Source organism: Jejuibacter sp. L23, from assembly GCF_050815825.1.
Taxonomy (GTDB): domain Bacteria; phylum Pseudomonadota; class Gammaproteobacteria; order Enterobacterales; family Enterobacteriaceae; genus Jejubacter; species Jejubacter calystegiae.
On the sequence record NZ_CP138199.1, the window covers coordinates 4,442,140 to 4,466,541 of the forward strand.

At 53.9% G+C, this 24,402-nt stretch carries 19 protein-coding genes; 7 read left to right on the forward strand and 12 right to left on the reverse strand.

Annotated elements, in window-relative coordinates:
• Window positions 1–14: 14 nt before the first annotated feature.
• From dgcA to SCU88_RS21165, 3 genes are read right to left on the reverse strand one after another with little or no spacing between them, the layout of a single operon-like run.
• Window positions 15–2,078, reverse strand: a complete 2,064-nt coding sequence (gene dgcA / locus SCU88_RS21155; protein ID WP_175340704.1) for a dimethylglycine demethylation protein DgcA — start codon at window positions 2,076–2,078, stop codon at window positions 15–17.
• Window positions 2,079–2,135: 57 nt separating this feature from the next.
• Window positions 2,136–2,666 carry a DUF5943 domain-containing protein gene (locus SCU88_RS21160; RefSeq protein ID WP_175340705.1) on the reverse strand — a complete coding sequence of 177 codons (531 nt, stop codon included), beginning with the start codon at window positions 2,664–2,666 and terminating at the stop codon, window positions 2,136–2,138.
• Between the two features lie 21 nt (window positions 2,667–2,687).
• Window positions 2,688–3,746, reverse strand: coding sequence for a dipeptidase (locus SCU88_RS21165; protein WP_431810057.1), 1,059 nt, complete (start codon window positions 3,744–3,746; stop codon window positions 2,688–2,690).
• Window positions 3,747–3,979: 233 nt separating this feature from the next.
• Here SCU88_RS21165 and vapB point away from each other — a divergent pair, with 233 nt between their 5' ends.
• The gene (gene vapB / locus SCU88_RS21170; protein ID WP_138093674.1) at window positions 3,980–4,210 is read left to right on the forward strand and encodes a type II toxin-antitoxin system VapB family antitoxin; all 231 of its coding nucleotides are present in this window, start codon (window positions 3,980–3,982) and stop codon (window positions 4,208–4,210) included.
• A complete protein-coding gene (locus SCU88_RS21175) occupies window positions 4,207–4,623 on the forward strand; it encodes a type II toxin-antitoxin system VapC family toxin (protein ID WP_138093677.1) in 417 nt (138 codons plus the stop codon). The genes vapB and SCU88_RS21175 overlap by 4 nt, the downstream gene beginning before the upstream one ends.
• 44 nt (window positions 4,624–4,667) lie before the next feature.
• On the opposite strand, the gene SCU88_RS21180 is transcribed toward SCU88_RS21175, so the two are convergent.
• Complete coding sequence (locus SCU88_RS21180; protein ID WP_138093680.1) at window positions 4,668–5,822, reverse strand: GlxA family transcriptional regulator; 1,155 nt, start codon at window positions 5,820–5,822, stop codon at window positions 4,668–4,670.
• A 286-nt stretch (window positions 5,823–6,108) separates the two neighbouring features.
• Entirely contained in the window at window positions 6,109–7,485 is a 1,377-nt protein-coding gene (locus tag SCU88_RS21185; protein WP_175340706.1) for an L-serine ammonia-lyase, read from the reverse strand.
• Window positions 7,486–7,772: 287 nt separating this feature from the next.
• Here SCU88_RS21185 and SCU88_RS21190 point away from each other — a divergent pair, with 287 nt between their 5' ends.
• The 4 genes from SCU88_RS21190 (at window position 7,773) to SCU88_RS21205 (ending at window position 12,772) form a co-directional block, all read left to right on the forward strand.
• Complete coding sequence (locus SCU88_RS21190) at window positions 7,773–9,428, forward strand: BCCT family transporter (RefSeq protein ID WP_138093686.1); 1,656 nt, start codon at window positions 7,773–7,775, stop codon at window positions 9,426–9,428.
• Window positions 9,429–9,431: 3 nt separating this feature from the next.
• Complete coding sequence (locus tag SCU88_RS21195; RefSeq protein WP_138093689.1) at window positions 9,432–11,318, forward strand: DUF294 nucleotidyltransferase-like domain-containing protein; 1,887 nt, start codon at window positions 9,432–9,434, stop codon at window positions 11,316–11,318.
• 3 nt (window positions 11,319–11,321) lie between these two features.
• Window positions 11,322–12,083: a 3'-5' exonuclease gene (locus SCU88_RS21200; RefSeq protein WP_175340707.1), complete on the forward strand. Its 762-nt coding sequence runs from the start codon at window positions 11,322–11,324 to the stop codon at window positions 12,081–12,083.
• Between the two features lie 389 nt (window positions 12,084–12,472).
• Window positions 12,473–12,772: a hypothetical protein gene (locus tag SCU88_RS21205; RefSeq protein ID WP_138093696.1), complete on the forward strand. Its 300-nt coding sequence runs from the start codon at window positions 12,473–12,475 to the stop codon at window positions 12,770–12,772.
• 133 nt (window positions 12,773–12,905) lie between these two features.
• Here SCU88_RS21205 and SCU88_RS21210 read toward each other — a convergent pair whose 3' ends face one another.
• The 4 genes from SCU88_RS21210 to budA form a co-directional block, all read right to left on the reverse strand.
• Entirely contained in the window at window positions 12,906–14,537 is a 1,632-nt protein-coding gene (locus SCU88_RS21210) for a cholesterol oxidase substrate-binding domain-containing protein (RefSeq protein ID WP_431810184.1), read from the reverse strand.
• Window positions 14,538–15,107: 570 nt separating this feature from the next.
• Entirely contained in the window at window positions 15,108–15,878 is a 771-nt protein-coding gene (locus SCU88_RS21215) for a (S)-acetoin forming diacetyl reductase (protein WP_175340709.1), read from the reverse strand.
• A 20-nt stretch (window positions 15,879–15,898) separates the two neighbouring features.
• On the reverse strand, window positions 15,899–17,578 hold the full coding sequence (gene alsS / locus SCU88_RS21220) for an acetolactate synthase AlsS (RefSeq protein ID WP_138093705.1): 1,680 nt from the start codon (window positions 17,576–17,578) through the stop codon (window positions 15,899–15,901).
• 25 nt (window positions 17,579–17,603) lie between these two features.
• Complete coding sequence (gene budA / locus SCU88_RS21225; protein ID WP_175340710.1) at window positions 17,604–18,383, reverse strand: acetolactate decarboxylase; 780 nt, start codon at window positions 18,381–18,383, stop codon at window positions 17,604–17,606.
• Between the two features lie 145 nt (window positions 18,384–18,528).
• On the opposite strand from budA, the gene SCU88_RS21230 reads away from it, so the two are divergent.
• Window positions 18,529–19,401 (forward strand): LysR family transcriptional regulator, encoded by an 873-nt coding sequence (locus SCU88_RS21230; RefSeq protein ID WP_138093711.1) that lies wholly within the window; start codon window positions 18,529–18,531, stop codon window positions 19,399–19,401.
• Window positions 19,402–19,511: 110 nt separating this feature from the next.
• Here SCU88_RS21230 and SCU88_RS21235 read toward each other — a convergent pair whose 3' ends face one another.
• The 3 genes from SCU88_RS21235 to SCU88_RS21245 form a co-directional block, all read right to left on the reverse strand.
• On the reverse strand, window positions 19,512–22,418 hold the full coding sequence (locus SCU88_RS21235; protein WP_175340711.1) for an autotransporter outer membrane beta-barrel domain-containing protein: 2,907 nt from the start codon (window positions 22,416–22,418) through the stop codon (window positions 19,512–19,514).
• Window positions 22,419–22,701: 283 nt separating this feature from the next.
• Entirely contained in the window at window positions 22,702–23,175 is a 474-nt protein-coding gene (locus SCU88_RS21240; RefSeq protein WP_175340712.1) for a hypothetical protein, read from the reverse strand.
• Window positions 23,176–23,180: 5 nt separating this feature from the next.
• The gene (locus tag SCU88_RS21245; protein ID WP_175340713.1) at window positions 23,181–24,032 is read right to left on the reverse strand and encodes a winged helix-turn-helix domain-containing protein; all 852 of its coding nucleotides are present in this window, start codon (window positions 24,030–24,032) and stop codon (window positions 23,181–23,183) included.
• Window positions 24,033–24,402: the final 370 nt, after the last annotated feature.

The following is a 24,402-nucleotide window of genomic DNA, read 5'->3' on the forward strand; positions in this document are numbered from 1 at the left end:
TGCAGCCCCCTTTGTTACAGATCCTTGCACAGACGTAATGCGTCGTAGATAGCCGCGTGCACATTGCGTTGGGAAACGCAGTCACCCAGCCGCCAGAGGATCATGCCGTCTCCTGCCTGCGCCAGAACCGGCTGAGTATGGGCGGCAAACAGCGCCTCGTTATCTATTTGCCCCTTATTACGCGACTCCGCTTTCAGCTCGTAATAAAGTTCTTCGTTGGGTCGGGTGCCGTTTTCGATCACCACCTGATCCACCACCCGCTCCTCTTTCTGGCCGGTGTATTCGTTTTCCAGCACCGCCACCAGCTTGTCGCCTTCGCGATAAACCGACTCCAGCGCCAGGTCCGAGGTCATGATCACCGCCTTTTCATACAGGCTGCGGTAATAGGTCGGGAAAGTGGTGCCGCCGATACCGACGCCGGGCTTGATGTCGTCGGTCACCAGCTCGACCAGCGCCCCTTTGGCCGTCAGGTAGTCGGCGGTGGACATGCCGGTAAATTCGCAGATGGTGTCGTAAATCAGCACGTTTTTACCCGGCTCCACCGCGCCGGTCAGAATGTCCCAGCTGGCCACCACCCGGCCATCGTCAGCGCCCCACTCCGGGTTCTGCTCAAGGAACGGACGGCCGCCGGTCGCCAGGATACAGACGTCCGGCCTCATATCGCGCACCATGGCGGCGTCTGCGCTGGTGTTCAGTTGAATTTCTACCCCCAGCCGTTCCAGTTCCATCGCCAGCCAGCGGGTAATACCAGCCATCTGATCGCGCTGCGGCGCTCTGGCGGCAATGGTGACCTGCCCGCCCAACTCTGAAGCGCGCTCCACCAGCGTGACCTGATGACCGCGTTCGGCCGCCACCCGGGCAGCTTCCATGCCACCAGGACCGCCGCCCACCACCACCACCCTGCGCCGGGGGCCATCGCTCTTTTCAATCATGTGCGGCAGCCCCATATGTTCGCGGGAGGTGGCCGCATTCTGAATGCACAGCACATCCAGCCCCATATACTGGCGATCGATGCAGTAGTTGGCCCCCACGCACTGGCGGATCTGATCCACCTGATTCAGTTTGATCTTGGCAATAAGGTGCGGATCGGCGATATGGGCCCGGGTCATGCCCACAAAGTCGACGTAGCCCTGTTCCAGAATGCGCTGGGCCTGGTTGGGATCCTTGATGTTCTGAGCGTGGATCACCGGCACCGAGACCACCTCTTTGATTCCGGCGGCCAGATGCAGGAACGGCTCCGGCGGGTAGCTCATATTCGGAATCACGTTCGCCAGGGTGTTGTGGGTATCGCACCCGGAACCGACCACGCCAAAATAATCGACCATGCCGGTAGCGTCGTAGTAAGCGGCGATCTGCTTCATATCTTCATGGCTCAGGCCATCGGGGTGGAACTCATCGCCGGTAATACGCATGCCCACCACAAAGTCCGCTCCCACCGCTTCCCGCACCGCTTTCAGCACTTCCATGCCAAAGCGCATGCGATTTTCAAAGCTGCCGCCCCACTCGTCGGCGCGTTTATTCACCCGCGGCGACCAGAACTGATCGATCATGTGCTGATGCACGGCGGAAAGCTCCACGCCGTCCAGTCCGCCCTCTTTGGCGCGCACCGCCGCACGGGCGAAGTCGCCAATCACCCGCCAGATCTCTTCTACTTCGATGGTTTTACAGGTGGCGCGGTGTACCGGCTCGCGAATGCCTGACGGCGACATCAGGTTAGGCCAGTTTTCGCCGTCCCAGCGCGAGCGGCGCCCCATATGAGAGATCTGAATCATGATTCTACCGCCGTGCTTATGCACCGCGTCGGCCAGGTTCTGGAAATGGGGAATGATGCGATCGGTAGAAAGGTTTACCGAGCTCCACCAGCTCTGGGGGCTGTCGATGGAAACCACGCTGGAGCCGCCGCAGATACAGAGGCCGCAGCCCCCTTTGGCCTTCTCTTCGTAATATTTGACGTAGCGATCGGTGGTCATGCCGCCATCGGTGGCATAGACCTCGGCGTGGGCGGTACTGACGATACGATTACGGATGGTCAGCTTGTTGATATTCAACGGCTGGAACAGAAGATCAAACTGAGACATGGCTACACCCTGATTCAATGCAAAAACCCTGACCGCCCGCAGGCGGCCAACGCGGACTTACAGCGGCGAAACCTCAAAAACGCCGTAATCACTTCCCTCTTCGGCGGCGCTCCGGGTCTGGACTGCCCGGGTTCTGACCGCATAGCCCAGACTCTGGGCCACCTGATCCATGGCGCCTGCAAACCAGCCGGTAAACATGTAATCGACCTTGCGATTCACCTTGCCGTACTGATAAACGAACGCCGAGTGTTCCAGGCGAATGCGGGCGGTGCCCTGCGCCAGGTCGAGCGCTTCAATGATGAACAACCCCCAGCCGCGCTGGGAAAGCCGCTTCATATAGTGTTCAAAGACTGCGGCGCCGGAGATACCGTGGGCTTCGGCCTCTTTTTCGCACCAGTAGTACGCGGATTTATAGCCCGCTTTGTAGAGGATTCCGGCATAGCGTTCGGCGCCGATTTCCTCTTCGATCGCCATATGGTTATTGACGAAAAAGTGGCGCGGCACGTAGAGCATTGGCAGCGCATCGGTGGTCCAGACCCCGGTTTCATCGTCAACGTTAATCGGCATTTCAGGCGCATGTGAGCTCATCAGTTTCTCCCTGGTCATCAGTTATTCGCCCCATACTTCGGCCAGAACGCGCACCCAGTTCTCGCCCATAATTTTGCGTACCTGATGTTCGCTGAACCCGTGGCGCAGCAGGGCTTCGGTCAGATTGGGGAATTCGCCAAGGGTGCGGATCCCTTCCGGGTTGATTATCTTGCCGAAGTCGGTCAGATGACGGGCGTAGCCTTTGTCATGGGTGAGCCATTCGAAAAAGGCCTGATCCTGGCCCTGGGTAAAGTCAGTCCCGATACCTATCTGGTCTTCACCCACCAGGTTGAAGATGTATTCGATGGCTTCAACGTAGTCGTCAATGGTGGAGTGAATGCCATTTTTCAGGAACGGCGTAAACATAGTGACGCCGACAAAGCCACCGCGATCGGCAATAAACTTCAGTTCGGCATCGGACTTGTTGCGCGGATGATCCTTCAGGCCGGAAGGCAGGCAGTGGGAATAGCAGACTGGTTTTTCAGAGGCCAGGATCACCTCTTCAGAGGTTTTGGCCCCCACGTGGGAGAGATCGCACATGATGCCCGCGCGGTTCATTTCGGCCACCACCTCCCGGCCATAGCCGGAAAGCCCGCCGTCGCGCTCGTAGCAGCCGGTGCCCACCAGGTTTTGGGTGTTGTAGGCCATCTGCACAACGCCGATCCCAAGATCCTTAAAGATCTGAACGTAGCCAAGCTGGTCTTCAAAGGCGTGAGCGTTCTGAAAGCCCATCAGCACGCCGGTTTTCCCTGCCGCTTTGGCACGGCGAATATCGTCGGTGTTGCGCACCTTAATGACCAGATCGGAATTCTGCTCGATCAGCGCGTTCATCGCGACGATGTTGTTCACGGTGCTCTGGAACCCTTCCCACACCGATACCGTACAGTTCGCTGCGGTCAGGCCGCCGCGGCGCATATCCTCAAAAAGCTCGCGGTCCCACTTCGCGATCACCAGGCCATCAATGACGATGGCGTCGTTGTGCAACTGTTCTGCGTTCATCTCTCCACCCTCTGTCTGTAACACCATGATGTCCGACAGCATAGGGTTATCAACGACGGGAAAGTGTTCTGAAAGCGTCACCTGGCTGACCCGGAGCGCAGCCCGCCGCCGGTGAAAAAATGTCGAGGCGTCCCGGGCATTTCGAATCAAACTCTCGCGCCGAAGAAAATTTAGTGCACCATAAAACCACCTTTAAACCAGGGCTATCGTCAGAGTGGAAGAAAAGCATATGCCAGACCTATACATAAGGGGAATTCAGGCATATACTCGCCATATGCAACAGGGCACTCTTTTACCTGGCGGGGACCATCACGATGAGAACGGTATCTGTGTTTAAAAACGGCAATAACCGCGCGATCCGCTTACCCAGGGATCTGGATTTTGAGGGCGTTAACGAACTGGAGATTACCCGTGAAGGCGACACTATCCTTCTGCGGCCGATCAAACCGAGCTGGGGATCGTTCCTGCTGGAAGAGAAAGCCGATGCGGACTTCATGACGGAACGTGAAGAGATTGTGAATGACGAGGGGCGCGTTAAGCTATGACCAAAACCTATATGCTGGACACCTGTATCTGCTCTTATATCATGCGTGAGCAGCCGGAAGCCGTGATTCGGCGTCTGGAGCAGGCGGTCATGCAGCGTCATCGCATTGTGGTGTCGGCTATTACCTATGCCGAAATGCGCTTCGGTACCCTCGGTAAAAAAGCGTCGCCGCGCCATGCGCAGCTGGTAGAGGCCTTCTGTATCCGTCTTGACGCTGTTATGCCGTGGGACCGCGCCGCAGTGGATGAAACCACTGAGCTGAAAGCAACGCTTACCGCCGCCGGTACGCCCATCGGGCCCAACGATACGGCCATTGCCGGGCATGCCATCGCCGCTGGCGCCATCCTTGTCACCAATAATGTGAAGGAATTTGAGCGGGTGCCGGGATTAACCCTGGAAGACTGGGCCGCATAGCCCCGCCATGCCGCCTGCCCCATACGGGCAGGCGGCCGCAAACCTCAGGGCGGCGAAGTCCAGCCCAGCGCCACCGAGCCGTAGGTAGGTTCGAAGCGCGCCTCGCTCAGGGCACGTACCGCCACCGCAGTGGCGGAGCGCTCTTTCTTACCGTTCAGACCGGGCAGTGCGGTGGTCACCAGCTGCGGCACGGTTTCGCTCTGCTCCTGGCTGCGTATGCCGCGCCGCTCTTCGCGCGGTGGAATGCCGATATGTTCGCGGTAGCATTTGCTGAAGTGCGGCGTTGAGACAAAACCGCAGGCCAGGGCTATCTCGATAATCGACATCGAAGTCTGCTTAAGCAACTGCCGGGCCCGAAACAGGCGAAGCTTCATGTAGTAGCGGGAAGGCGAGCATTGCAGGTACTTCTGAAACAGGCGTTCAAGCTGGCGGCGGGAAAGCCCCACATAGGCGGCCAGCTCATCCAGTTCTATCGCTTCTTCGATATTCGCTTCCATCAGCGACACCGCTTCCACCAGATTCGGCTGGGCGGTTCCCAGCACGTGGCGCAGCGGTATGCGTTGATAGTCAGATTCGTTGCGTACCCTATCGCAGATAAACATCTCCGAGATCGCCGCCGTCAGCTGATAGCCGAAGTCGCGTTTGATCATGCTCAGCATCATGTCCATCGGCACCGTACCGCCGCTACAGGTCATGCGGTCGCGCTCGATGACGAAAAGCTGGTTGGTGCATCGTACTTTGGGCCAGGCTTCCTGCATGGAGGCAATACATTCCCAGTGGGCGCTACAGTGGTAGCCATCCAGCAACCCGGCGGCCGCCAGCACATAAGGGCCGGTACAAACGCCGCCGATCAGAATATGTTTGCGCGCCATCATCTGCAGCCAGCTAATCTGGCGGCGGCTGTAACTGCGGGTAATGTTTACTCCCCCCACCACAATCAGCACATCCAGCGCGCTGGAGTCAGCCATGGAGCAATCCGGGGTAATGCTAATGCCATCGCTGGCCATCACCGTATCACCGTCTTCACTGATGGTATGCCAGTCATACAGCTCGCGGCCGCTTAACTGGTTCGCCATACGCAGCGGCTCTACCGCCGTTGCCAGCGCCATCATGGTGAAGTTATTGACCAGTAAAAAACCAACGGTACGTGTCTTGTAATTATCGGTACAACCCTGGGGTGATTCATTTGTTTCAGACATATGCTCTTGCCTCTGTTGTCTCTCAGTCAGGAGAGGGAACAAACGGGTCTGATACCTCTTAACTTCCACAAACAACAATAAAGCAACATATGTACCACTTCCTTTTTACATTAAAAATATATGCGCAATCTCCCGATAATCATTCATCGGGAGTGATATAGCGCCGCTGTCGGAATCATAAAAACAGAGATGGCACGTTTCGTGCTGAGCAGGGTAATCGCCTGTTGCTATATGCTTTTTTGGTGCGTCTGCCCCGGATCAGGGCAGACATCAGTTCAGGATGGCATCAACACTCAATCGCATTCACCGCCAGTCCCCCACGTGAGGTTTCCTTATACTTATCCTGCATATCCCGCCCGGTATCGCGCATGGTGCGAATAACTTTATCGAGTGAAACAAAGTGCTGACCGTCCCCGCGTAGCGCCATCTGGGCGGCGTTGATCGCCTTCATGGCGGCGATAGCGTTACGCTCGATACAGGGCACCTGTACCAGCCCGGCCACCGGATCGCAGGTCAGCCCCAGGTTATGCTCCAGCGCAATCTCGGCCGCGTTTTCCACCTGCTCCGGGGTGCCGCCCAGCACGTCGGTCAACCCCGCGGCGGCCATCGCGCAGGCGGAGCCGACTTCGCCCTGGCAGCCCACCTCGGCCCCCGAGATCGAGGCATTTTTCTTACACAGCGCCCCAACCGCTGCCGCCGCCAGCAGAAAGTCCACCACGTCACCATCCCCGGCCCGCTCGCTAAAGCGCATGTAATACATCAACACCGCCGGAATGATACCGGCAGCGCCATTGGTAGGCGCCGTGACCATGCGCCCGCCCGCAGCATTCTCTTCGTTAACCGCCAGCGCATAGAGGTTGATCCAGTCCATGGCCGATAGCGTAGTGCCGATCACATTCGCTCCGGTGGCCTGCCGCAGGGAGCGATACAGACCCGGGGCCCGCCGCTTCACGTTCAGCCCGCCCGGTAATACGCCCTCGTTTTCCAGCCCCTGAGCGATGCACGCCTGCATCGCCTGCCAGATACCGGCAAGCCCGATGCGAATCGCCGTTTCGTCGCGCCACACCTTTTCGTTTTCCAGCATCAGTTCGCTGACCCTTAACCCCTGCTCCCGGCAGTGCGCCAGCAGTTCAGCGCCGGAGTTAAAGTCGTAAGGCAGAACCACCTGGGGTACCAGATGGGCGGTGGCGGTGGCTTCACTCTCATCCAGCACAAAGCCGCCCCCCACCGAATAGTAGGTATTGGCATAGACCACGCCCCGGGCATCGAAGGCGGTCAGACGCATGGCGTTGGGGTGATAAGGGAGCACCTCATCAACAAAATGCAGATCGCGATTCCAGTCGAACTCCACGCACTCGCCCCCGGCCAGGGTCAGAAAGCCGGTTTCGCACACCGCCCGAATGGCGGGCTCGATGGTTTGGGGGTCGACCGTTTCCGGCGATTCGCCCATCAGCCCCATCAGCGTCGCCTTATCGGTACCGTGCCCCACGCCGGTGGCGCTCAGGGAGCCGAACAGATCCACCGTGACGCGTCGCACCGCCTCACGCACGCCCTGGTCGCTTAATTGTTGGACAAACCGCTGCGCGGCCCGCATCGGTCCCACGGTGTGTGAACTGGAAGGGCCGACACCAATCTTGAACAGATCAAAGACGCTGATACTCATCCTCTTCTCCCGGGAGCCTGAATGAAATGTCAGCCTTCATTATTACGGCAAATGGACGCCAGAAAATGCCAAATCACGACGCTTCAGGTCATCAGACCGACCGGAAATCACCGCCAGACCTTGCCCGGGCCGGATGTCGCAAATCAACCCCAGTAAGACGTTGCCAGGCATTTCGCAGCGCGACAGCACCGTTATTATCCGTCCGGAATGGGCTGACTGATCGGAAGCTGTGGCCAGCCCCACGCAGGCTTCAGGCAATCACCAACCATTCCCTGGGAGGAATCACTATGACGGATTCAAAAGATCCGATGGTACCCGATGGTGAGGTTAACCCCTACGACACCGACTATCAGGTGGGCCAGGACAATATCGTGGTCAGCGTCGGCCCGTTCGGGCTGGATATCCATAACCGCGTTTTTGTTATCTCCGGCATGTCGGTCGTGATTTTCGTCGTGCTGACGCTGGTGTTTCATAACCAGGTCGAACCTGTCTTCAAAAGCGTACTCACCTGGCTGACCACCAACCTGAGCTGGTTTTTTCTGAGCACCGGCAATATCTTCGTGATTCTCTGTCTGGGACTGGTCTTTTCCCCTTTGGGCAAGGTCCGGTTGGGCGGCACCCTGGCCAGGCCGGACTATAGCTATCTGAGCTGGTTTTCCATGCTGTTCGCCGCCGGGATGGGCATCGGGCTGATGTTTTATGGCGTTTCTGAACCGCTGTCGCACTTTTCCAGCTCGCTGGGAGGAATCAGCGTTGAAAACGGCGTTCGCACTGACGCCGCGCCGCTGGGCGCGGCGGCCGGCTCCCCGGAAAGCGCCCGCCATCTGGCTATGGCGACCACCATCTTTCACTGGGCGCTCCACCCCTGGGCGATTTATGCCATTCTGGCGCTGGGACTGGCGCTATTCTCCTTTAATAAGGGCCTGCCCCTGACCATGCGTTCGGTGTTTTATCCGCTGCTGGGGGATTCGGTCTGGGGCTGGCCCGGGCATATCATCGATATTCTGGCGGTGCTGGCCACGCTGTTTGGCCTGGCGACCTCCCTGGGATTAGGCGCCGCCCAGGCGGCTTCCGGGCTGAATTACCTGTTCGATATCCCGATGGGCCAGACCACACAGATCCTGCTGGTCATTGGCATTACCGCCATTACTACCGTGTCGGTGGTGGCCGGGCTGGAAAAGGGAGTACGTCGGCTCTCTGAAATCAACATGATGCTGGCGGCTCTGCTGCTGCTGTTCGTTATCATCGTCGGCCCTACGCTTGCGCTGTTGACCGGCTTTTTCACTAACCTGGGGGCTTATCTGCAATACCTGCCCGCGCTGTCTAACCCTTTCGGGCGCGAAGACAGCAACTTCGTCGCCAGTTGGACCGCCTTCTACTGGGCCTGGTGGATCTCCTGGTCGCCGTTCGTCGGCATGTTTATCGCCCGCGTTTCCCGTGGCCGGAGCGTGCGCGAGTTTATTATCTCGGTGCTGATCGTTCCATCACTGGCCTGCGTGATGTGGATGACCATTCTGGGCGACACCACTATCTTCCAGTATTTCAATCAGGGATATCAGGCCATTGCCGACGCGGAGCTGCCACTACAGCTGTTTACCATGCTTGATACCCTGCCGCTGGCGAAGGTAACCTCGCTTATCGGCATTCTGCTGGTGGTGGTGTTCTTCGTCACCTCGTCGGATTCCGGCTCGCTGGTTATCGACATTATCTCGGCGGGTGGCAAAGTTAACGCCCCCACACCGCAGCGGGTATTCTGGTGCAGTTTTCAGGGGGTGGTGGCGATAGCCCTGCTGCTGGGCGGCGGCCTGGTGGCGCTGCAAACCATGGTGCTCTCTACCGGACTTCCGTTCGCCATCGTCCTGCTGATTGCCGCATTTTCAGTGCTTAAGGGACTGGCCTCGGAGCCGCGCTATCGCTCCGCCCCAGGCACGGAGCAGGGCTAAAAAATGCAGGCCGAACATCAGGAAATCATCGCCTTTCTGCGCAGCTACCCACCGTTCGACGCGCTGCCTGACGAGGCGCTGGCCCAGGTGGCCGCCGGGATCGAGGTCAGCTATTTCAAAGCGGGCACCAGGATCCTGACTTTCGGCCAGCAGGTGGACGCCTGGTACGTGGTGCGCAGCGGCGCCGTTGAAGTCTACCGGCGTAACGGCGAGCTTTATAATCGCCTCAGCGCCGGAGGTTATTTCGGCCAGTTCGGCCTGCTGCGCGAAAGCAGCGTGCGCTTCCCGGTCACCGCCCTGGAAGATACTCTGGCCTGGCTGATACCTGCGCCGGTATTCCATCAACTGTTTGCCCAATATGAATCCTTCGCCGACGTGGTCGAGGTGGAGGATCGCACCCGGCTGCGCCACACCGTGGCCCGTACCGAAGACGCCAACGAACTGCTCACCTCGCCTATCGATACGCTGATTGGCCGTAAACCGGTAACCATCGAAACCTCCGGCAGCGTTCGGGAGGCCGCCACAATTATGAGCGCCGAAGGGGTTTCTTCCCTGCTGGTGATGCACCCAGGAGTACCGGAAGGCGCTATGGGCAACGCCGCACGAATGGCCGGTATGCTCACCGATCGCGACCTGCGAACCCGGGTTATCGCCAGAGGCCTGAGCGTTGATACCCCGGTCGGCGAAATCATGACCCCGGAGCTGATTCACTGTGAACATCACCAGATGGTATTCGAGGCCATGCTGACCATGATGCGCCACAACGTGCACCATCTGCCGGTACTGAAACAGGGACAACCCATCGGGGTGATATCTCAGTCGGATATTATCCGCTACGAGTCCCAGAACAGCCTGTTTGTGGTCAGGCGCATCTTCCACGCCAACAGCGTCAGCGAACTGAGCGCCCTGAGCGGCGAAGTTCGCGACTGCTTCCGGCGCATTGTGCGTGAAGATGCCAACTCGAAGATGATCGGCAGCGCCATGGCGGTGATTGGCCGCAGCTTTACCCAGCGGCTGCTGGAGCTGGCGGAACAGCAGTTTGGCCCACCGCCGGTGCCCTACTGCTTTCTGGCGCTGGGCTCGATGGCGCGTCAGGAGCAGCTTATCGTCACCGACCAGGATAACGCGCTGGTGCTCGATAACCGCTTCGATCCCGCCCGCCACGACGGCTGGTTTCTTCAACTGGCAACCTTTGTGAGCGATGGTCTGGCGGCCTGCGGCTACCGCTACTGCAGCGGCGGAATTATGGCGACCACCGCCCGTTGGCGTCAGCCCCTTGCCGTGTGGGAAGGCTACTTCGCCGACTGGATCGGTCAGCCCACGCCACAGACGCTGCTTGAGTGCGCCATCTTTTTCGATCTCGACGGCGTGTGGGGGAAAACCGAATGGGCCGATCGCCTGAATCAGACCGTTACCCGGCAGGTGCGCCATAATGCCCGTTTTCTGGCCTGCATGGCGCGCAACGCGCTGCTACGCACGCCGCCGCTCGGTTTCTTTAAGGGATTTGTGATGGAGCCTTCCGGTGACCACAGCCGTTCCATCAATATGAAACGGCGCGGCACCGCCCCGCTGGCGGATCTGATCCGGGTACATGCCCTGGCGGTCGGCTCCCGGGCCCGCAACTCCTTTGAACGGCTACAGGATATTATTGAGGCCGATATTCTGCCCCACGGTCGGGGTCAGGATCTGCGCGACGCGCTGGAGTTTATCTCGATGGTTCGCATTCGCCATCAGGCGCTGGATCTGGATGCCCGACGCCCGCCCGACAATAATATCGAGCCGGAAAAGCTGTCGGATTTCGAACGCAAAAACCTGAAAGACGCCTTCCAGATCCTGAGTAACGCCCAGAAATTCCTGAAATACCGCTATCAGGCGGGCCGAATACGCTGAGGCATGGTGTTTTATATAGGCAAACATCCGCTAAAAGCGGCGCCGCGACGATCCGGCGTAGAGAGTGAATCCCAGGACTGGGCTACCCGAATGGCCGCCCTTGCCCGCCAGGCGCGACACCCCGCGCTACAGGCGTTCTACCAGGCGGGCGCCGTTCCCTCTGATACCGCCATCGACCAGGTGCCGTTACTGGCTATGGACTTTGAGACCACCGGCATCGACGCCCGACGCAATGATATTGTCAGCATCGGCCTGGTGCCGATGACCCTTCAGCGCATTCGCCTGCGGCACAGCCAGCACTGGCTTCTGAAGCCCCGGACGGCGCTGCGCGACGAATCCGTGGTGATTCACGGCATCACCCATTCCGAGGTGGCGAAAGCGCCGGATCTGAACGCCCTGTTTATCACGCTACTGGAACGGATGGCCGGTCATGTGCTGGTGGTCCACCATCGTGGAATAGAGCGACAGTTTCTGGATGCCGCCCTTAAGCGCCGCATCGGCGAAGGGATCGTCTTCCCCTGTATCGACACCCTGGCGCTGGAAGCCCGCCTGCACCGTCACAGCTCTGTTAGTCTGGCGGCGCGACTGCTCATGGGCCGGAAACGGATATCGCTGCGCCTGCCGGAAAGCCGCGCCCGCTACAACCTGCCCCACTACCCGGCGCATAATGCTTTGACCGATGCTCTGGCCTGCGCCGAACTCCTTCAGGCCCAGATCGCCTGGCACTATGACGCAAAGACGCCGGTTGAAGCGCTATGGTGTTAAACATCAATTTCAGAAAATTTCTCACGCTGAAAAAAAACACAAAAAGAAATAATTAATGTTCATCACAAAAACCTTATCACAGATATTCACAATCCACTAATTACGTTAATAACCAGCATTATAAAAAACTACCCCCATCATTAACCAGGAATAATAACCAGGAATAAACAGAGGTATAACAATATAAAATAAGAACTATCCTTGAGAATGTTTTTCATTTTAAAAACAGATCTGGATACGATGAAAAAATATTATTTGACCGTTCACCAAGCCGGTGCTTTAAATATTAAAAAGGATTCAAGTTCCTTAGTCCCACTTGATTGAGCATAAGGAAAAGCGCGCGACGTTGACGCATCGCGTATGAACATGAGAGTCAAAGGAGTTTATCTATGAAAGAACTAACCGTTAATGAAATTGAAATGGTTGCTGGCGCCGGGATTATTTCTGACACCCTGGGTTTTGTCGGAGACACCGTCGTGGATGCCGTTAAGGTTTCCAACGATATTCTGAATACCCGACTGGTTTCTTCCGTAGGCCAGACGTTCAACGCAGTTGGCCTGGGGGGGATTCACTATCTGGCAGACTCCTTAGGATATGCGGCATTCAAGACCGTTGCCGACGTAGGCGGCCTGCTGGGCGGCGACACCAGCCGCATTGATTATCACTTCGAGGAGGAGTGGGGGGCCTGATAACGATAAAACGTCCTGACTGACCAGGCAAACCGATAAAAGCCGCCTGAAACATCAGGCGGCTTTTATTATTTTTTCGCGTCAAAATAATAAAGCCACCGGATGGTGGCTTTAGTCTAAGAAAAAACAGAGTTTACTTCTCTGAATTAAAGAAGGTGTTGATCAGCGGCGATGAAAAAAGATAGTGAGGATCGTATTTATCCAATACATCCCGGGCATGTTGCCAACTGCCACCAAAGCTTTGAGGGATTTCTTTACTCATCACTTCGTCAGCGGCCCATGCGGCCTGGTCGGTATAAGCCCAGCCTTTACTCCACTCGACCCTTACGGTAGCGTAATCACCGCTAAAATGGCTATAAATCCATGTTTCCATTTCGTGATAAAACTTATTTGCGTCCGGAGTATCCGGCATGGTTAAAATATCTAACCAGATAGCGGTATCCCATTCAGGTTTATCATCCACCGGACGTATCGCCGAGAGATCGGCCGTGACGGCGTTCGCTACCGTACTGTCCCGGGCCTTATCCAGTCCGGTAACGCGTACTTCAATCGGGCCATTCATCGGATAAGAGTTTCTCTCTTTATAACGGCTGACCATCTCTTCATACTTCACGGCAAAATCATTCAGCACCCTTTGTATATTGTCACGGCGGGTAATAATCGCGTAACCGTTGGCCGTGACTCGCAGCGTACTCGGCTTAACATACAGCAGTAAATCTTTGCTCCAGCCCCAGAGATCGCCGGAAAGCGTTGCCCCCAGCCCGATACTCACCAGCTCCATCTGCGCCTTGCCCAGATCCGGCGTAAACTCCGGTGCACCGTTATTGATCTTTTTAATCAGATCGGAAACCTGCACGGGCAGATTATCTGAAAACGGATAGTTAAACGGTGTGTTTACCGGCTTAGCGGTTACCGGATAATGATCTTCCAGCGTCCATATTTTTAACCAGGGATTTTCGGTAAAGGGGAACCAGATGATCTCGGCCCGCCCGCACTGTTCCAGAAAGTGAGTGAACGTGCGCTGGCCGGAATCCTCCGCGGCGAAAAGCTCTTTAGCAGGCACATTGACATAACTCTGGCAGCGCAGGCGCCGGTTGCGCGGAACCTGGAGAGTGGCCTCAAAAATCAGCGCGCGACCGACATGTACCATAAAGGCCGCGATTTCCGCGTCGTCACGCTTAAAGGTTTTAAGTTCATATTCGCCGGACTGCGCATTCCACACTACGGCGCTAAGAGACACAATGCTGTTGCTTACTGAACCATAGCTTCCCCCTTCCGCCAGTGCCTCTTCGGCTGCGGGGATGCAGGTGCCGTGACCACCGATAGCCAACACCCCGCCCAACGTCAGATCTCCTGGCGCCGGTGTGGCGTAAAACCCCAGCTTCTGCTTTTCCAGCTCCGTCATCAGCGTCTGCATGGCGATTCCGGTTTGCGCCGTAACAAAACCATGTTCTCCCTCTTTAGTAATAGAAACTTTGGTCAGTTTCTTCGTTAAATCCACCAGCAGCACGCTACTGTTATTATCACCGTTAGCAATCGTCAGGGTAGACCAGTTATGTTTCATTCCCACCGGACGAACATGATAATTATTTTTATACGCCCAATTGACCACCGCCAGCAATTCCTGCTGGTTGGCCGGCGCACAGGTGAGAATATGACTACCAGTAACCTCTTTTGACCAGTTAGTGAAATCAGAATAAGAATATGAGACAGGGAAAGTTTCCAGAATATGACTATCCATAATATAACTCCTGTTATGTTGCATAATGCCAGACAATAGTTGCTCCGGTAAAATTAATTGTCAATGAGGCAAAATTCTTATCAGCCATCAACGCCAGGAGGTAATTATCGATAATCGGCCATATAACTCCACCATCACCTGAAAATAACACAAGACAAAAATCACATCCAACCAATTGATTTTAATGTAATTTAAATAATAAAGAATGATCGCGCTATAAGTAATATCACAACTCCTGTCTCTTCAGGATATGGCCATATAAAATTTAATATCGCCGTTCACCAGGAATCCTGAATAAGAATTCATGACAAATACATGATAATGAAAAAACCAGTTACATATAGCCAGGAGTATGCCATAAAGTTCAACAAAACTAAGAAACCCTCTCGTTTTAGTAATTTTTATGGAAAAGAGAGTTGGAGACATCAAAGATACTGAATCAGGCAGATTATTCTATACAACATTGTTAATGTCACTGATCTCTTTCATTATTTACCAGAGTAAAAATATTTTGTTGCCAATTATTATTACTGATAAAAAAGCCCCTGCCGCAATGCGACAGGAGCACAGGCCATGTCAGAGCCTAAACCACTATTAGTTAAAAACCATACCGCCATCGATAAGCAGTGACTGACCAGTCATATAATCCGAATCCGGCCCCGCCAGATAAGAGACGCAGGCGGCCACATCTTCCGGTTCTGACAGACGGCCCAGGGTAATACGTTTGGCAAACTCTTCGGTGCCATAGCCCAGAGGCTTACCAGCGGCCTCTGAGATCTGACGATCGATCTCCGACCACATTGGCGTTTTAACAATCCCAGGGCAGTAACTATTCACAGTAATGCCTAAAGACGCCAGCTCCCGGGCCGCAGTCTGAGTCAAACCGCGAACCGCGAATTTACTGGAGCTGTATACCGCCAGTTCCGGGTTACCCACATGGCCAGCCTGAGAACAGGCGTTAATGATTTTTCCGCCGTGGCCTTCCACTTTAAAGGCTTTCACCGCGGCCTGAATCCCCCAGATAACGCCTTTAACGTTGATGTTATAAACCTTATCGACTACCTCCGGCGTTATGGATTCAATGGGCGTAGAGGGGGCTATCCCCGCATTATTGACGATAACATCAAACCCTTTTAGTTCCCGGCGCACCTCTTCCACGGCGGCGAACACCCGCTCGCGATCTGATACGTCTACCGTTACGGCCATAGCCTCACCGCCATAGCCTTTAATCTCCTGCGCAACGGCATTCGCAGTTTCGCTATTATAGTCAGCAACGGCGACGGCAAAGCCGTCTCTGGCCAGGCGCAGAGCGATGGCTTTACCGATCCCCTGACCGGCGCCGGTGACCAATGCAACTTTTTTCATTACACAATCCTTCTGGTTACTCATAGAATCTGACTGAGATGGAGCTGGCCCATCAGTCGCGGGTTATCACTGTAATCCACTGGAATCGCGACCACCGCGGGGCCCTGAACGTCCATCGCGGTACGCAGAGTAGGCTCAAGGCTTTCCGCGCTTTCCACGGCGAACCCTCTCGCCCCAAAAGCCTCTGCATACACTTTGAAATCCACCGGGCCGAAGTCGACGCCAGATAACCGCTGATATTTTTTCTGTTCCTGAATCGCCACCATGTTGTAGCCGTTATCAACCCAGATAATGTGCAAAATATTGGCACCGAGCCGCACGGCCGTTTCCAGCTCCATACTCGATTGCAGAAAGCCACCATCTCCGGAAACAGAAACCACTTTACGATCCGGATTCACCAGCCAGGCACCAATGGCCCAGGGTAGCGCCACCCCCATGGTCTGCTGACCATTGGAGATCATCATTTGACGGGCGCGGAAGCTGTACAGGTAGCGAGCGATCCAGATATGAAAGCTACCCATATCCACTGTCAGGGTGACATCGCTGTTCACGATATCCTGCATGGCGCGCACGATACGCAGCGGGTGCAGAGCAAACTGATTAAGCTGCGCACCCTTACGATTCAGAAGATCGCGCTGATGGCGTCGATCCAGCAGGATCTCGGCAGCCCGGGGCGACAGCGTCAGGGGCTTTTCAATATGCCCGGCCAGCTTACCCAGGGTACTTGCGATATCCCCCACCAGCTCAATGTCCGGAATGTAATTACGCTCTTCATAGGCGGGCATGACATCGATATGCACCAGAGTGGCGTCACCGGTATTCCACATCGACGGTTCATATTCCACCGGGCTATAGCCGATGCAGATAATCAGATCCGCCAGTTGCAGCAATCGATCGCCAGCCTGGTTATTGAACAGTCCGACGCGCCCGGCAAAATGAGTGAAATTTTGCTGATTCACCGCCCCGGCCGCCTGGTAGGTACTGGTCACCGGAACGCGACTCTTTTCCAGCAGTTGATGAAGAGTGGCGCTGTTTTCCCGCTGACTGGCCATTAACCCGAGCAGAAATACCGGGTTTTTAGCCGAAGCGATCATCCTGGCCACCCGGGCGATATCCGCGTCCGGCGCAGCGCCGGAACGCGGGACGCCATTGGCGGGCAGAATTCTGCCGACCGCGGGTTGATCGACGATATCCTGGGGAAGGCTGACGAATGCGCTGCCGGGACGCCCCTGTTCGGCAACGCGAAACGCGTTAGAGACGACTTCGGCAATCGCGTCGGAGGAGGTAACTTCCACTGCATACTTGGTTACCGGGCTGAACATCGCCACGGTGTCCATGCTCTGATGAACCAGTTTAGCTTTATCTGAACGTTTGACCGCTCCCCCCAGCGCAACGACCGGGTCGCCTTCTGAATTTGCCGTCGCCATCCCGGTAATCAGATTGGAGCAACCAGGTCCGGACGTTACCAGCGCCACACCCGCGTTGCCGGTAATTCGGCCCACAGCAGCGGCCATAAAGGCCGCATTGGCCTCATGACGGACGGGCACGAGCTGAATGGACGAATCGAGAAGGGAATCAAAAACCTTATCGATTTTAGCGCCTGGTATCCCGAAAACGTGCTTTACCCCCTGGGCCTCAAGCTGACCAACGACCATATCAGCGCCGCAGGCCCATTGCCGGGTATGGTTTTCATTATCCATGATGACTCCTCCTTCAGATATAGAGTTAGTTCTCTACCGCGCGGATAGCGGCATCAAGATTGTCGGGATGCAGATTTGCATTCAGGAAAGCGCTGTCTTTCGGCAGATCGATGACCAGCTTGTGAATTTCGCCGAAGGTCAGTACGCCATGTTCGAGCTGGTAATCCAGGAGGTGCCCGCCCCCCTGACGATCGTCGGTAATAAAGTGTTCGTGGTAGCCAGCGACGTTAATCCCCTGCATATGCTGCGGCGTACGGAATCCCACCAGAACCCCATGCCGACCGTTAAAGCGAAATACCGGCTGGTCGTCGAGCACGTCGGTCATAGCCCGGTATGGTGGGGTCTGTCTTGGTACAGTACGGGTATGCGCGTGGCGGAAATGCCCGTCGATGCGTAGTGCGCAAAAGATGTTATCGGATGGGATCCGGGCGTCGATAATGTCATGCAGTTTTTGTCGGCTGATAGCGCGATCGATCTGTAACCGATACTGAGGCCTGAACCAGGTCATCACGGCGAAAGGGGTTTTCTGATCCGGCAGCGCCACGCGCGCGCTTCCGTCGGCGCGTAGCTGGTATACCTCCTGGCTAAAAGCGATCAGCTCGCCGTCCAGTTCGTTAAAGGTACCCAAGCCGAAGTCCCCCCGGGTCATCAGTTGCGCGATTGTCGTCTCGCCTTCGTACACGCCGCTGAGTAGCGCGCTCATTAGCGAGGTCTGATATATCACGAGCTCTGGGTTATCCTCTGAAAAACCCAAAATCATTTGAATCAGGTTTTCCTCGCAAGAACAATTGGTTGCATGAGTCATGCCTTGTTCCCTCGTTTTAAAAACAGGTTGGAAAGACGATTAATTATTGACTCGTTTCAGCAAACAGTTCCAATATACAGAACATACGAATTCAATTTATTTCTGATATAGAGCCAAAGACCGTCAGGATGAGGGAGGTTTTTATATGGAGCTTCGTTATCTCCGCTATTTTATCGCCGTAGCACAAAATAAAAATTTTTCCAGGGCCGCTGAATCTTTAGGAATTTCGCAACCCCCGCTTAGCCAGCAAATTCAAAGATTAGAAAGAGAAGTCGGTACTCCACTGCTGCACCGGCTGACCCGGAGTGTAGAATTGACTGAAGCGGGAAGAAACTTTTATGAGGATGCCTGTAAGATAATTGCGCTGAGCGATGCGGCCCTTGAAAAGGCGAAAGGTATTGCCCGCGGCGTTAATGGGAAATTGTATCTGGGTGTAACCAGTTCCAATGCTTTTCATCCCAAAATATTTTCCACGATTTATCAGTTTCATAAAGATTATCCGAACGTTGCGCTTTATCAGAAAGAAGCGAACATGGCGACACTGATGCATGAACTGGACGAAGGCAGGATTGACGCCGCTTTTGTGCGCCTGCCCTGCGACAGTAGTCAGTTTTTTAATCTGCGGATGATTGCCAGGGAACAGATGCTGGTTGGATTGCATCACAGCCACCCCTTAGCCAGGCAGGCTGAACTATCGCTTGATGAATTAACGGGAACACCTGTCATTATATTTCCACAGGAAGTGGCACCAGGGCTTTACGAGCTGATCTATCAGACCTGCCAGCAGGCAGGGATTAATATGGATAACAAAATCCAGGCGTCTCAGTTTTCTTCATCTATAAGTATGGTCGCAGCCGGTTTTGGTTTCGCATTTATTCCGGAGTCCATGACATGTTTTCAACATCCACATATCACCTTTCATCAAATAAAAAAAAGCAGATTAAAAACCGATGTAGCTTTAGCCTGGAGAAAATTCGAACGTTCACCTACGGTAAAACAATTCATTGGCAACTTTTAAATACAATCGTCATAATCTTTGAGAGTCTGAATTCGTGCCGTATTCAACCCGATTGATTATCATTATGCCGGTTCTCCCTATACCAACCGGGAAGAACCGGCAGCAGTAAATCAGAAGCTGTAGCGATAACCCAGATTCGCCTGACGCTGATTAAACTGGTACCCCGTCGAACTGTCTACATCAAAATAGAGAGTATGATGTTGCTTAAACTGCGCGCTGAAGCCCAGACCATTATTCCACCAGCCGCCGCGAAAGCGATGTTGTTCCTGCGAGCCATTCAGTTGGTATCCAGCATCGCCTTTAAACTCATGCAAATAACCGCTCTTCAGGTAAACATTCAACGCGATATCGCGATGGTCGACTTCATACCCTAACAGCATACTGGCGCGCCCGAGCAATGACTCATAGCTGCCCAGATCAATTCGCAGTCCATTACTGGCGCGAAGATGCGAAGCGTTCTGGTGGCTCCACGTCAGCTGAGCCTGCGGCTCCAGGTAAAAACCGTTTCTCAACGCCTTACCACTCAGGGAAAATTTTCGCCCCGCTTCCACAGACAGACTCACGCCCCCCGAATTCCCCTGGCCTCCAACGCCCCGCCCTTCGGAATCCAGAACGTTAAAACTGTTTTTCAGATGCGTATATTTCAGCACAGTGTCACTGTAAAAGCCGTTCACCGCTACCCAGGAACCATAAACCCCCACGCTGTGGGCCTTCACGCCCCCATCACCGCTGCGGTAATCGGAACTGGAGTGAGTCATACTCATAAAAACCCCGGTATAAAGAGGGATATCGTCAAAAAATCTCTTGTCCGCCCCGAACTGGGTACCACTATAGTCCAGCGTAAACTGGCTCAGCTTACCGCCAGAAAAGCTGTCAAATCGTCCGGCATAACCGCGAATCCACATATTGCCGCCACGGCGACCCTGCCTCAGATCCCCTATTCGCTGCATCAGAGTCTGGATCTCCGCAAAATTGAGCAAATAGCCGATATTCAGGAAGCTGGCTCCGGCATCCGCCGTGCTGGTTATCGGCCCGGTCGGTGTCTCCGGCTGTCCGTTATTATTATCTTCCGGCGTATCCGGCGTTACATCATCCCCATCGTTCGGCGGTATTTCGGGCGTATCGGGCGCAGTTGCACGAAGAACCCAGTCGGTTCCCTGCTTATGCAATTCGTACAGATAACCACCCAGCTCAACATTATGCGTACCGGTAAATGTGGCTTTGCCGTCCGGCGTTTCCACCACGGTGAGACGTTCATTACCGTTCGTGGCGGCGCTACCCTGATTAGCGAAATCCAACAGATGATTTCCGGCGCTGGCCCCGGTCACCACGAGTTTATCGCTATGGTTATTCACTCCGCCGCTCACGATATCAGTCTTCAGCGCAAAGCGGCCGCTTCCGCTTAATCGGCCTACGGTCAGCGTAGTTCCCGGCCGCTCTGACGCGAAAGAAACCAGACCGCCAGCCATTTGAAGCGTACTCACACTGGAATCCCCGGTCATATTCCAGCGGCTACCGGTCATAGCCACATTTAACATCGCACCGTTTTCGCTCGCCGTAGCGGAGGCTCCCGTCCAGACAGAGCCTGGCTGCATCACCATATCGATGGAGCCAGTGTCGGCCTTCACGCCGCCCAGCAGGTCGATCACACCGCTGGCGCGGATACGCCCGATTCCTGAACCGTAATCCTCACTGCTGTCCGTCATTATGGCGATCTCATCCGCCCCCGCCATCGCAACTGACAGAGAATCCGTTAGCGTAATTTCACCACCTGAAGTCGCATAAACCCCACGGTTACCCGACGCGCCCTGAATTGTCAGCGCTTCTCCGTTTATACGGCCACCGGTAATGGCCCACAGCCCATAACCCGGTTTATCAGGTTGATGTCGTCCCGTTACGGCGATTTGGGTATGCGCCAGATTAAGCTCGCCCCCGGACTGAGCGGATGCCCCCACCCCCGCAAGGGAGGTCACAATATTCCGGTGGCTTTTATCGCCGTGATAACTGACGACGGTTCCCGTTTCCACAGAGACCAGTCCTATCCCTCTGGCGGAAAAAAGCTGGCTCCCGGGGCCGATATCGACCTGAGCGCCATATCCAGCTTCCAGGGCACTGGCACCTGCACCCTGGGTGTTTATCGCCAGCGCTTCCCCCCGCATCTGTAAGTGCTCCCCCACGGCCCAAACCCCAATCGCGTTGGCACCGCCAGTCGTTACGGAACTACCGCTGCCCAACTGTACGTCCGCACCGGCCTGAATATTGATGCCGTAAGCATTATCCCCGGAGGTATGAATGTTCAGACGGGAAGCAGTCAAAGAAGACTGACCGTTTTGCGGATCGCCATTGGCACCAAAGATATAAATACCGGCGCTGTTCCGCCCGGCCGTAGTGATGCTGCTGCTCTCTCCCAGGTTCGCCCGGGTACCTTCATTCTCAATATGCAGCCCTTCGGTATTATTGCCGTCTGTGGCAATAGACAGCTCATTCGCCATCAGTTGCGAATTGCCCCGCAGGTAAATCCCTGCAGCCTGGACAGGATCGCTCTGACTGATTACGTTAATTCGGCTGCTGGAACCTAATTCGACCTGAACATCATCGCCATTAACGGCAATGCCTTCGGCAAAAGCACCGCTGCTATTCACAACCAGACGATCGGCACTGAGGGAGCTGGCATCACCGTTCATCATGATGCCGCGGGACCAGGGAGCACCATTATTACTGGTTACGGTCACATCCCGGGAAAGTGAAAAACGGCCGCCACGTTCTTTATTCAGAACCCCATAACCCGTTCCTTCTGTATCGCTTAATGTCGCAACTACGGAATCTCCCGGATTTACGCTAAAACCTGGCTGCATAAAGTCAGTATCATTCAGGCTATTGAGCGTAGCGGCGTAAATACCAAAGTGAAACGCTAACAGACCGGTACCAATAAAAGGAAAAACATATACCCTACGCCATTTCGCAAATATGCGCGGCGGATATTTTAGGGCAGTTTGATGTAAACGCCATGGTTTCATAGTTTCGTTCCCTGAGAAGATAACGATTGCTCTATGTAAAAGCAAAGTTGCACAACAAAAGCCGCGTAGCTTTTAGTGGATTAACTGTTACTTTATACGACCTGGCGATTTTATGGTCATGTGAAGTTTTATTTATTTTTATTCACCGCAGCTTCACAAGCCGCAAAGCATACCAACCGCAATATTATCCGCGATGCAGAACACCAGCCCCCGTTCGATATTGCATTATTTCCAACCCAAAAGCGGAACGATAGCCGAAGACGCAGAAACCCGTCACACAATTTCAGAGGGCGAGCTTACAGTTATACATCGGTATTGGATCCAGAAAAAATAGATAGTTATTGCTCCCGTTAGGCAAAATTTTCAAGACTATTTCCTGAGAATCTTTCAGATAAAATGAAGGGATATATCTGTTGAGCATCATGGTATCCGCATTATCATTCGGAAACCTGGTGGTCCGTACCGATGTTAAGAAATAAATGTTTTCTTCACGGTAGTACTGAAAAATGACCCGACGATCTAGTGACCATATCTTTCCCGTTTCATCTGTCGCTATACCGGTCAGATTGATGATGCCGTTTCTGGCGCCAAAGGTGTAACTGACCATCATATTTATACGAAATCCTTTGCTGTGTTGTATGTAACTCGCGATACAAGAGAAACCATCATCGGTCTCTTCTCTGACATGTATCTCTATCACCAGCATAGCAGCTACAATGGAAAACACGACACAAGCTATTATCATCACTCGCTTCATTAGTATTACTCTACAAAATACTCAGATATGCACTCATTGTTTTTATTGATCTCTTTATCACAACGTATCACGGAGACACGGGGTAATATTTCATATTTATCTATATAGATATAAGGATGGATAGCGCAATCGGAAGAAAACTTCATGCCCCAGTTAATCACTTCGTTTTTGAAGCTTTGAGTTTTAAGAAGATGGTAAGCATAAATTTTGCATCCCTTTCCCTGGTAGATAAACTGGTAATTCGAGTAGTAATTTTTTTGCGTATGATGCTGTGTCCACCAGAAGAAAAGAACCCCCGCCACCAGGCATAAGATACCAGGAGAGATACAACCATTAAAATGAGCGCGTGGTATTCTGGCTTCAGTGAGCGGGGGAGAGCCGCCTATGACCGTGGGTTGTGGTTTCTCTGAAGATATCTCAAGTATGCTGTTCTGAATGTTGCTATCGGGACTCTCTTTACTCTGTTCGCTCCTTGCTGAATGTTCCGCTGGAGGTACTGGAGGTTTACTCTCGCGGCCTTCACAGACAACCTGCGTCTCACTTGCTAACGTTAGCCCTACCCTTGGAATGGTTACGATGATCTCGTCATCAATTCCAGCCTTCTTTAGTGCTTTACGTAATATTGATATATTCTGATAATAAGTGTTTGAAGTCACATGTATTCCATTCTTCCCCCAAACTTCATCCATGAACTCCTGCTGCCCGATGATTTCACCCTGTTTATGAATTAACAACAAAAGACAACGTGCAGCGGGTGAGTTTAATTCCACCTCAGAGCCATGACCATCAAGGGGTTTCAATGTACTGACTGCGGGGCGGAATTCAACTTTACTATTAATGATATAGTGATTATGCATACGGTATCACATCCATTGTCAGCATGAATATATGTTTCAGGAAAGTTCCATATGTCATAAGGATATTATTATAATATTTAGCTGAAGTAAATTAATTTTATGAAGGGTTGCTTTTCATACAGACATCGCTTTGTGCACTTTCCTTAACCCTCATAACACATTGATTATTAATACCATTCTACCATGTCTGACATATGCGTTCAGAATACTTCATAGCAAAAGATGAAAATACGTACAATCTCAACCAGCTAATTATCATTATTCAGCTCCATTTTTTTAACTTTAAAAAACATACAGATACGAAATTTCATAAAAAATGAACTCCGATAACCAGAAAGGTTAAACAACTGAAAACTAATTCAATATAGGA

What these genes read in the sequence shown, in the direction of transcription:
- SCU88_RS21180 (WP_138093680.1), bottom strand. Translation starts at nt 5,822, where the DNA reads ATGTCTGAAACAAATGAATCACCCCAGGGTTGTACCGATAATTACAAG.
- SCU88_RS21235 (WP_175340711.1), bottom strand. Translation starts at nt 22,418, where the DNA reads ATGAAACCATGGCGTTTACATCAAACTGCCCTAAAATATCCGCCGCGC.
- SCU88_RS21205 (WP_138093696.1), top strand. Translation starts at nt 12,473, where the DNA reads ATGAAAGAACTAACCGTTAATGAAATTGAAATGGTTGCTGGCGCCGGG.
- alsS (WP_138093705.1), bottom strand. Translation starts at nt 17,578, where the DNA reads ATGGATAATGAAAACCATACCCGGCAATGGGCCTGCGGCGCTGATATG.
- SCU88_RS21210 (WP_431810184.1), bottom strand. Translation starts at nt 14,537, where the DNA reads ATGCAACATAACAGGAGTTATATTATGGATAGTCATATTCTGGAAACT.
- SCU88_RS21185 (WP_175340706.1), bottom strand. Translation starts at nt 7,485, where the DNA reads ATGAGTATCAGCGTCTTTGATCTGTTCAAGATTGGTGTCGGCCCTTCC.
- dgcA (WP_175340704.1), bottom strand. Translation starts at nt 2,078, where the DNA reads ATGTCTCAGTTTGATCTTCTGTTCCAGCCGTTGAATATCAACAAGCTG.
- SCU88_RS21215 (WP_175340709.1), bottom strand. Translation starts at nt 15,878, where the DNA reads ATGAAAAAAGTTGCATTGGTCACCGGCGCCGGTCAGGGGATCGGTAAA.
- SCU88_RS21195 (WP_138093689.1), top strand. Translation starts at nt 9,432, where the DNA reads ATGCAGGCCGAACATCAGGAAATCATCGCCTTTCTGCGCAGCTACCCA.
- SCU88_RS21160 (WP_175340705.1), bottom strand. Translation starts at nt 2,666, where the DNA reads ATGAGCTCACATGCGCCTGAAATGCCGATTAACGTTGACGATGAAACC.
- SCU88_RS21230 (WP_138093711.1), top strand. Translation starts at nt 18,529, where the DNA reads ATGGAGCTTCGTTATCTCCGCTATTTTATCGCCGTAGCACAAAATAAA.
- SCU88_RS21190 (WP_138093686.1), top strand. Translation starts at nt 7,773, where the DNA reads ATGACGGATTCAAAAGATCCGATGGTACCCGATGGTGAGGTTAACCCC.
- budA (WP_175340710.1), bottom strand. Translation starts at nt 18,383, where the DNA reads ATGACTCATGCAACCAATTGTTCTTGCGAGGAAAACCTGATTCAAATG.
- SCU88_RS21240 (WP_175340712.1), bottom strand. Translation starts at nt 23,175, where the DNA reads ATGAAGCGAGTGATGATAATAGCTTGTGTCGTGTTTTCCATTGTAGCT.
- vapB (WP_138093674.1), top strand. Translation starts at nt 3,980, where the DNA reads ATGAGAACGGTATCTGTGTTTAAAAACGGCAATAACCGCGCGATCCGC.
- SCU88_RS21175 (WP_138093677.1), top strand. Translation starts at nt 4,207, where the DNA reads ATGACCAAAACCTATATGCTGGACACCTGTATCTGCTCTTATATCATG.
- SCU88_RS21245 (WP_175340713.1), bottom strand. Translation starts at nt 24,032, where the DNA reads ATGCATAATCACTATATCATTAATAGTAAAGTTGAATTCCGCCCCGCA.
- SCU88_RS21200 (WP_175340707.1), top strand. Translation starts at nt 11,322, where the DNA reads ATGGTGTTTTATATAGGCAAACATCCGCTAAAAGCGGCGCCGCGACGA.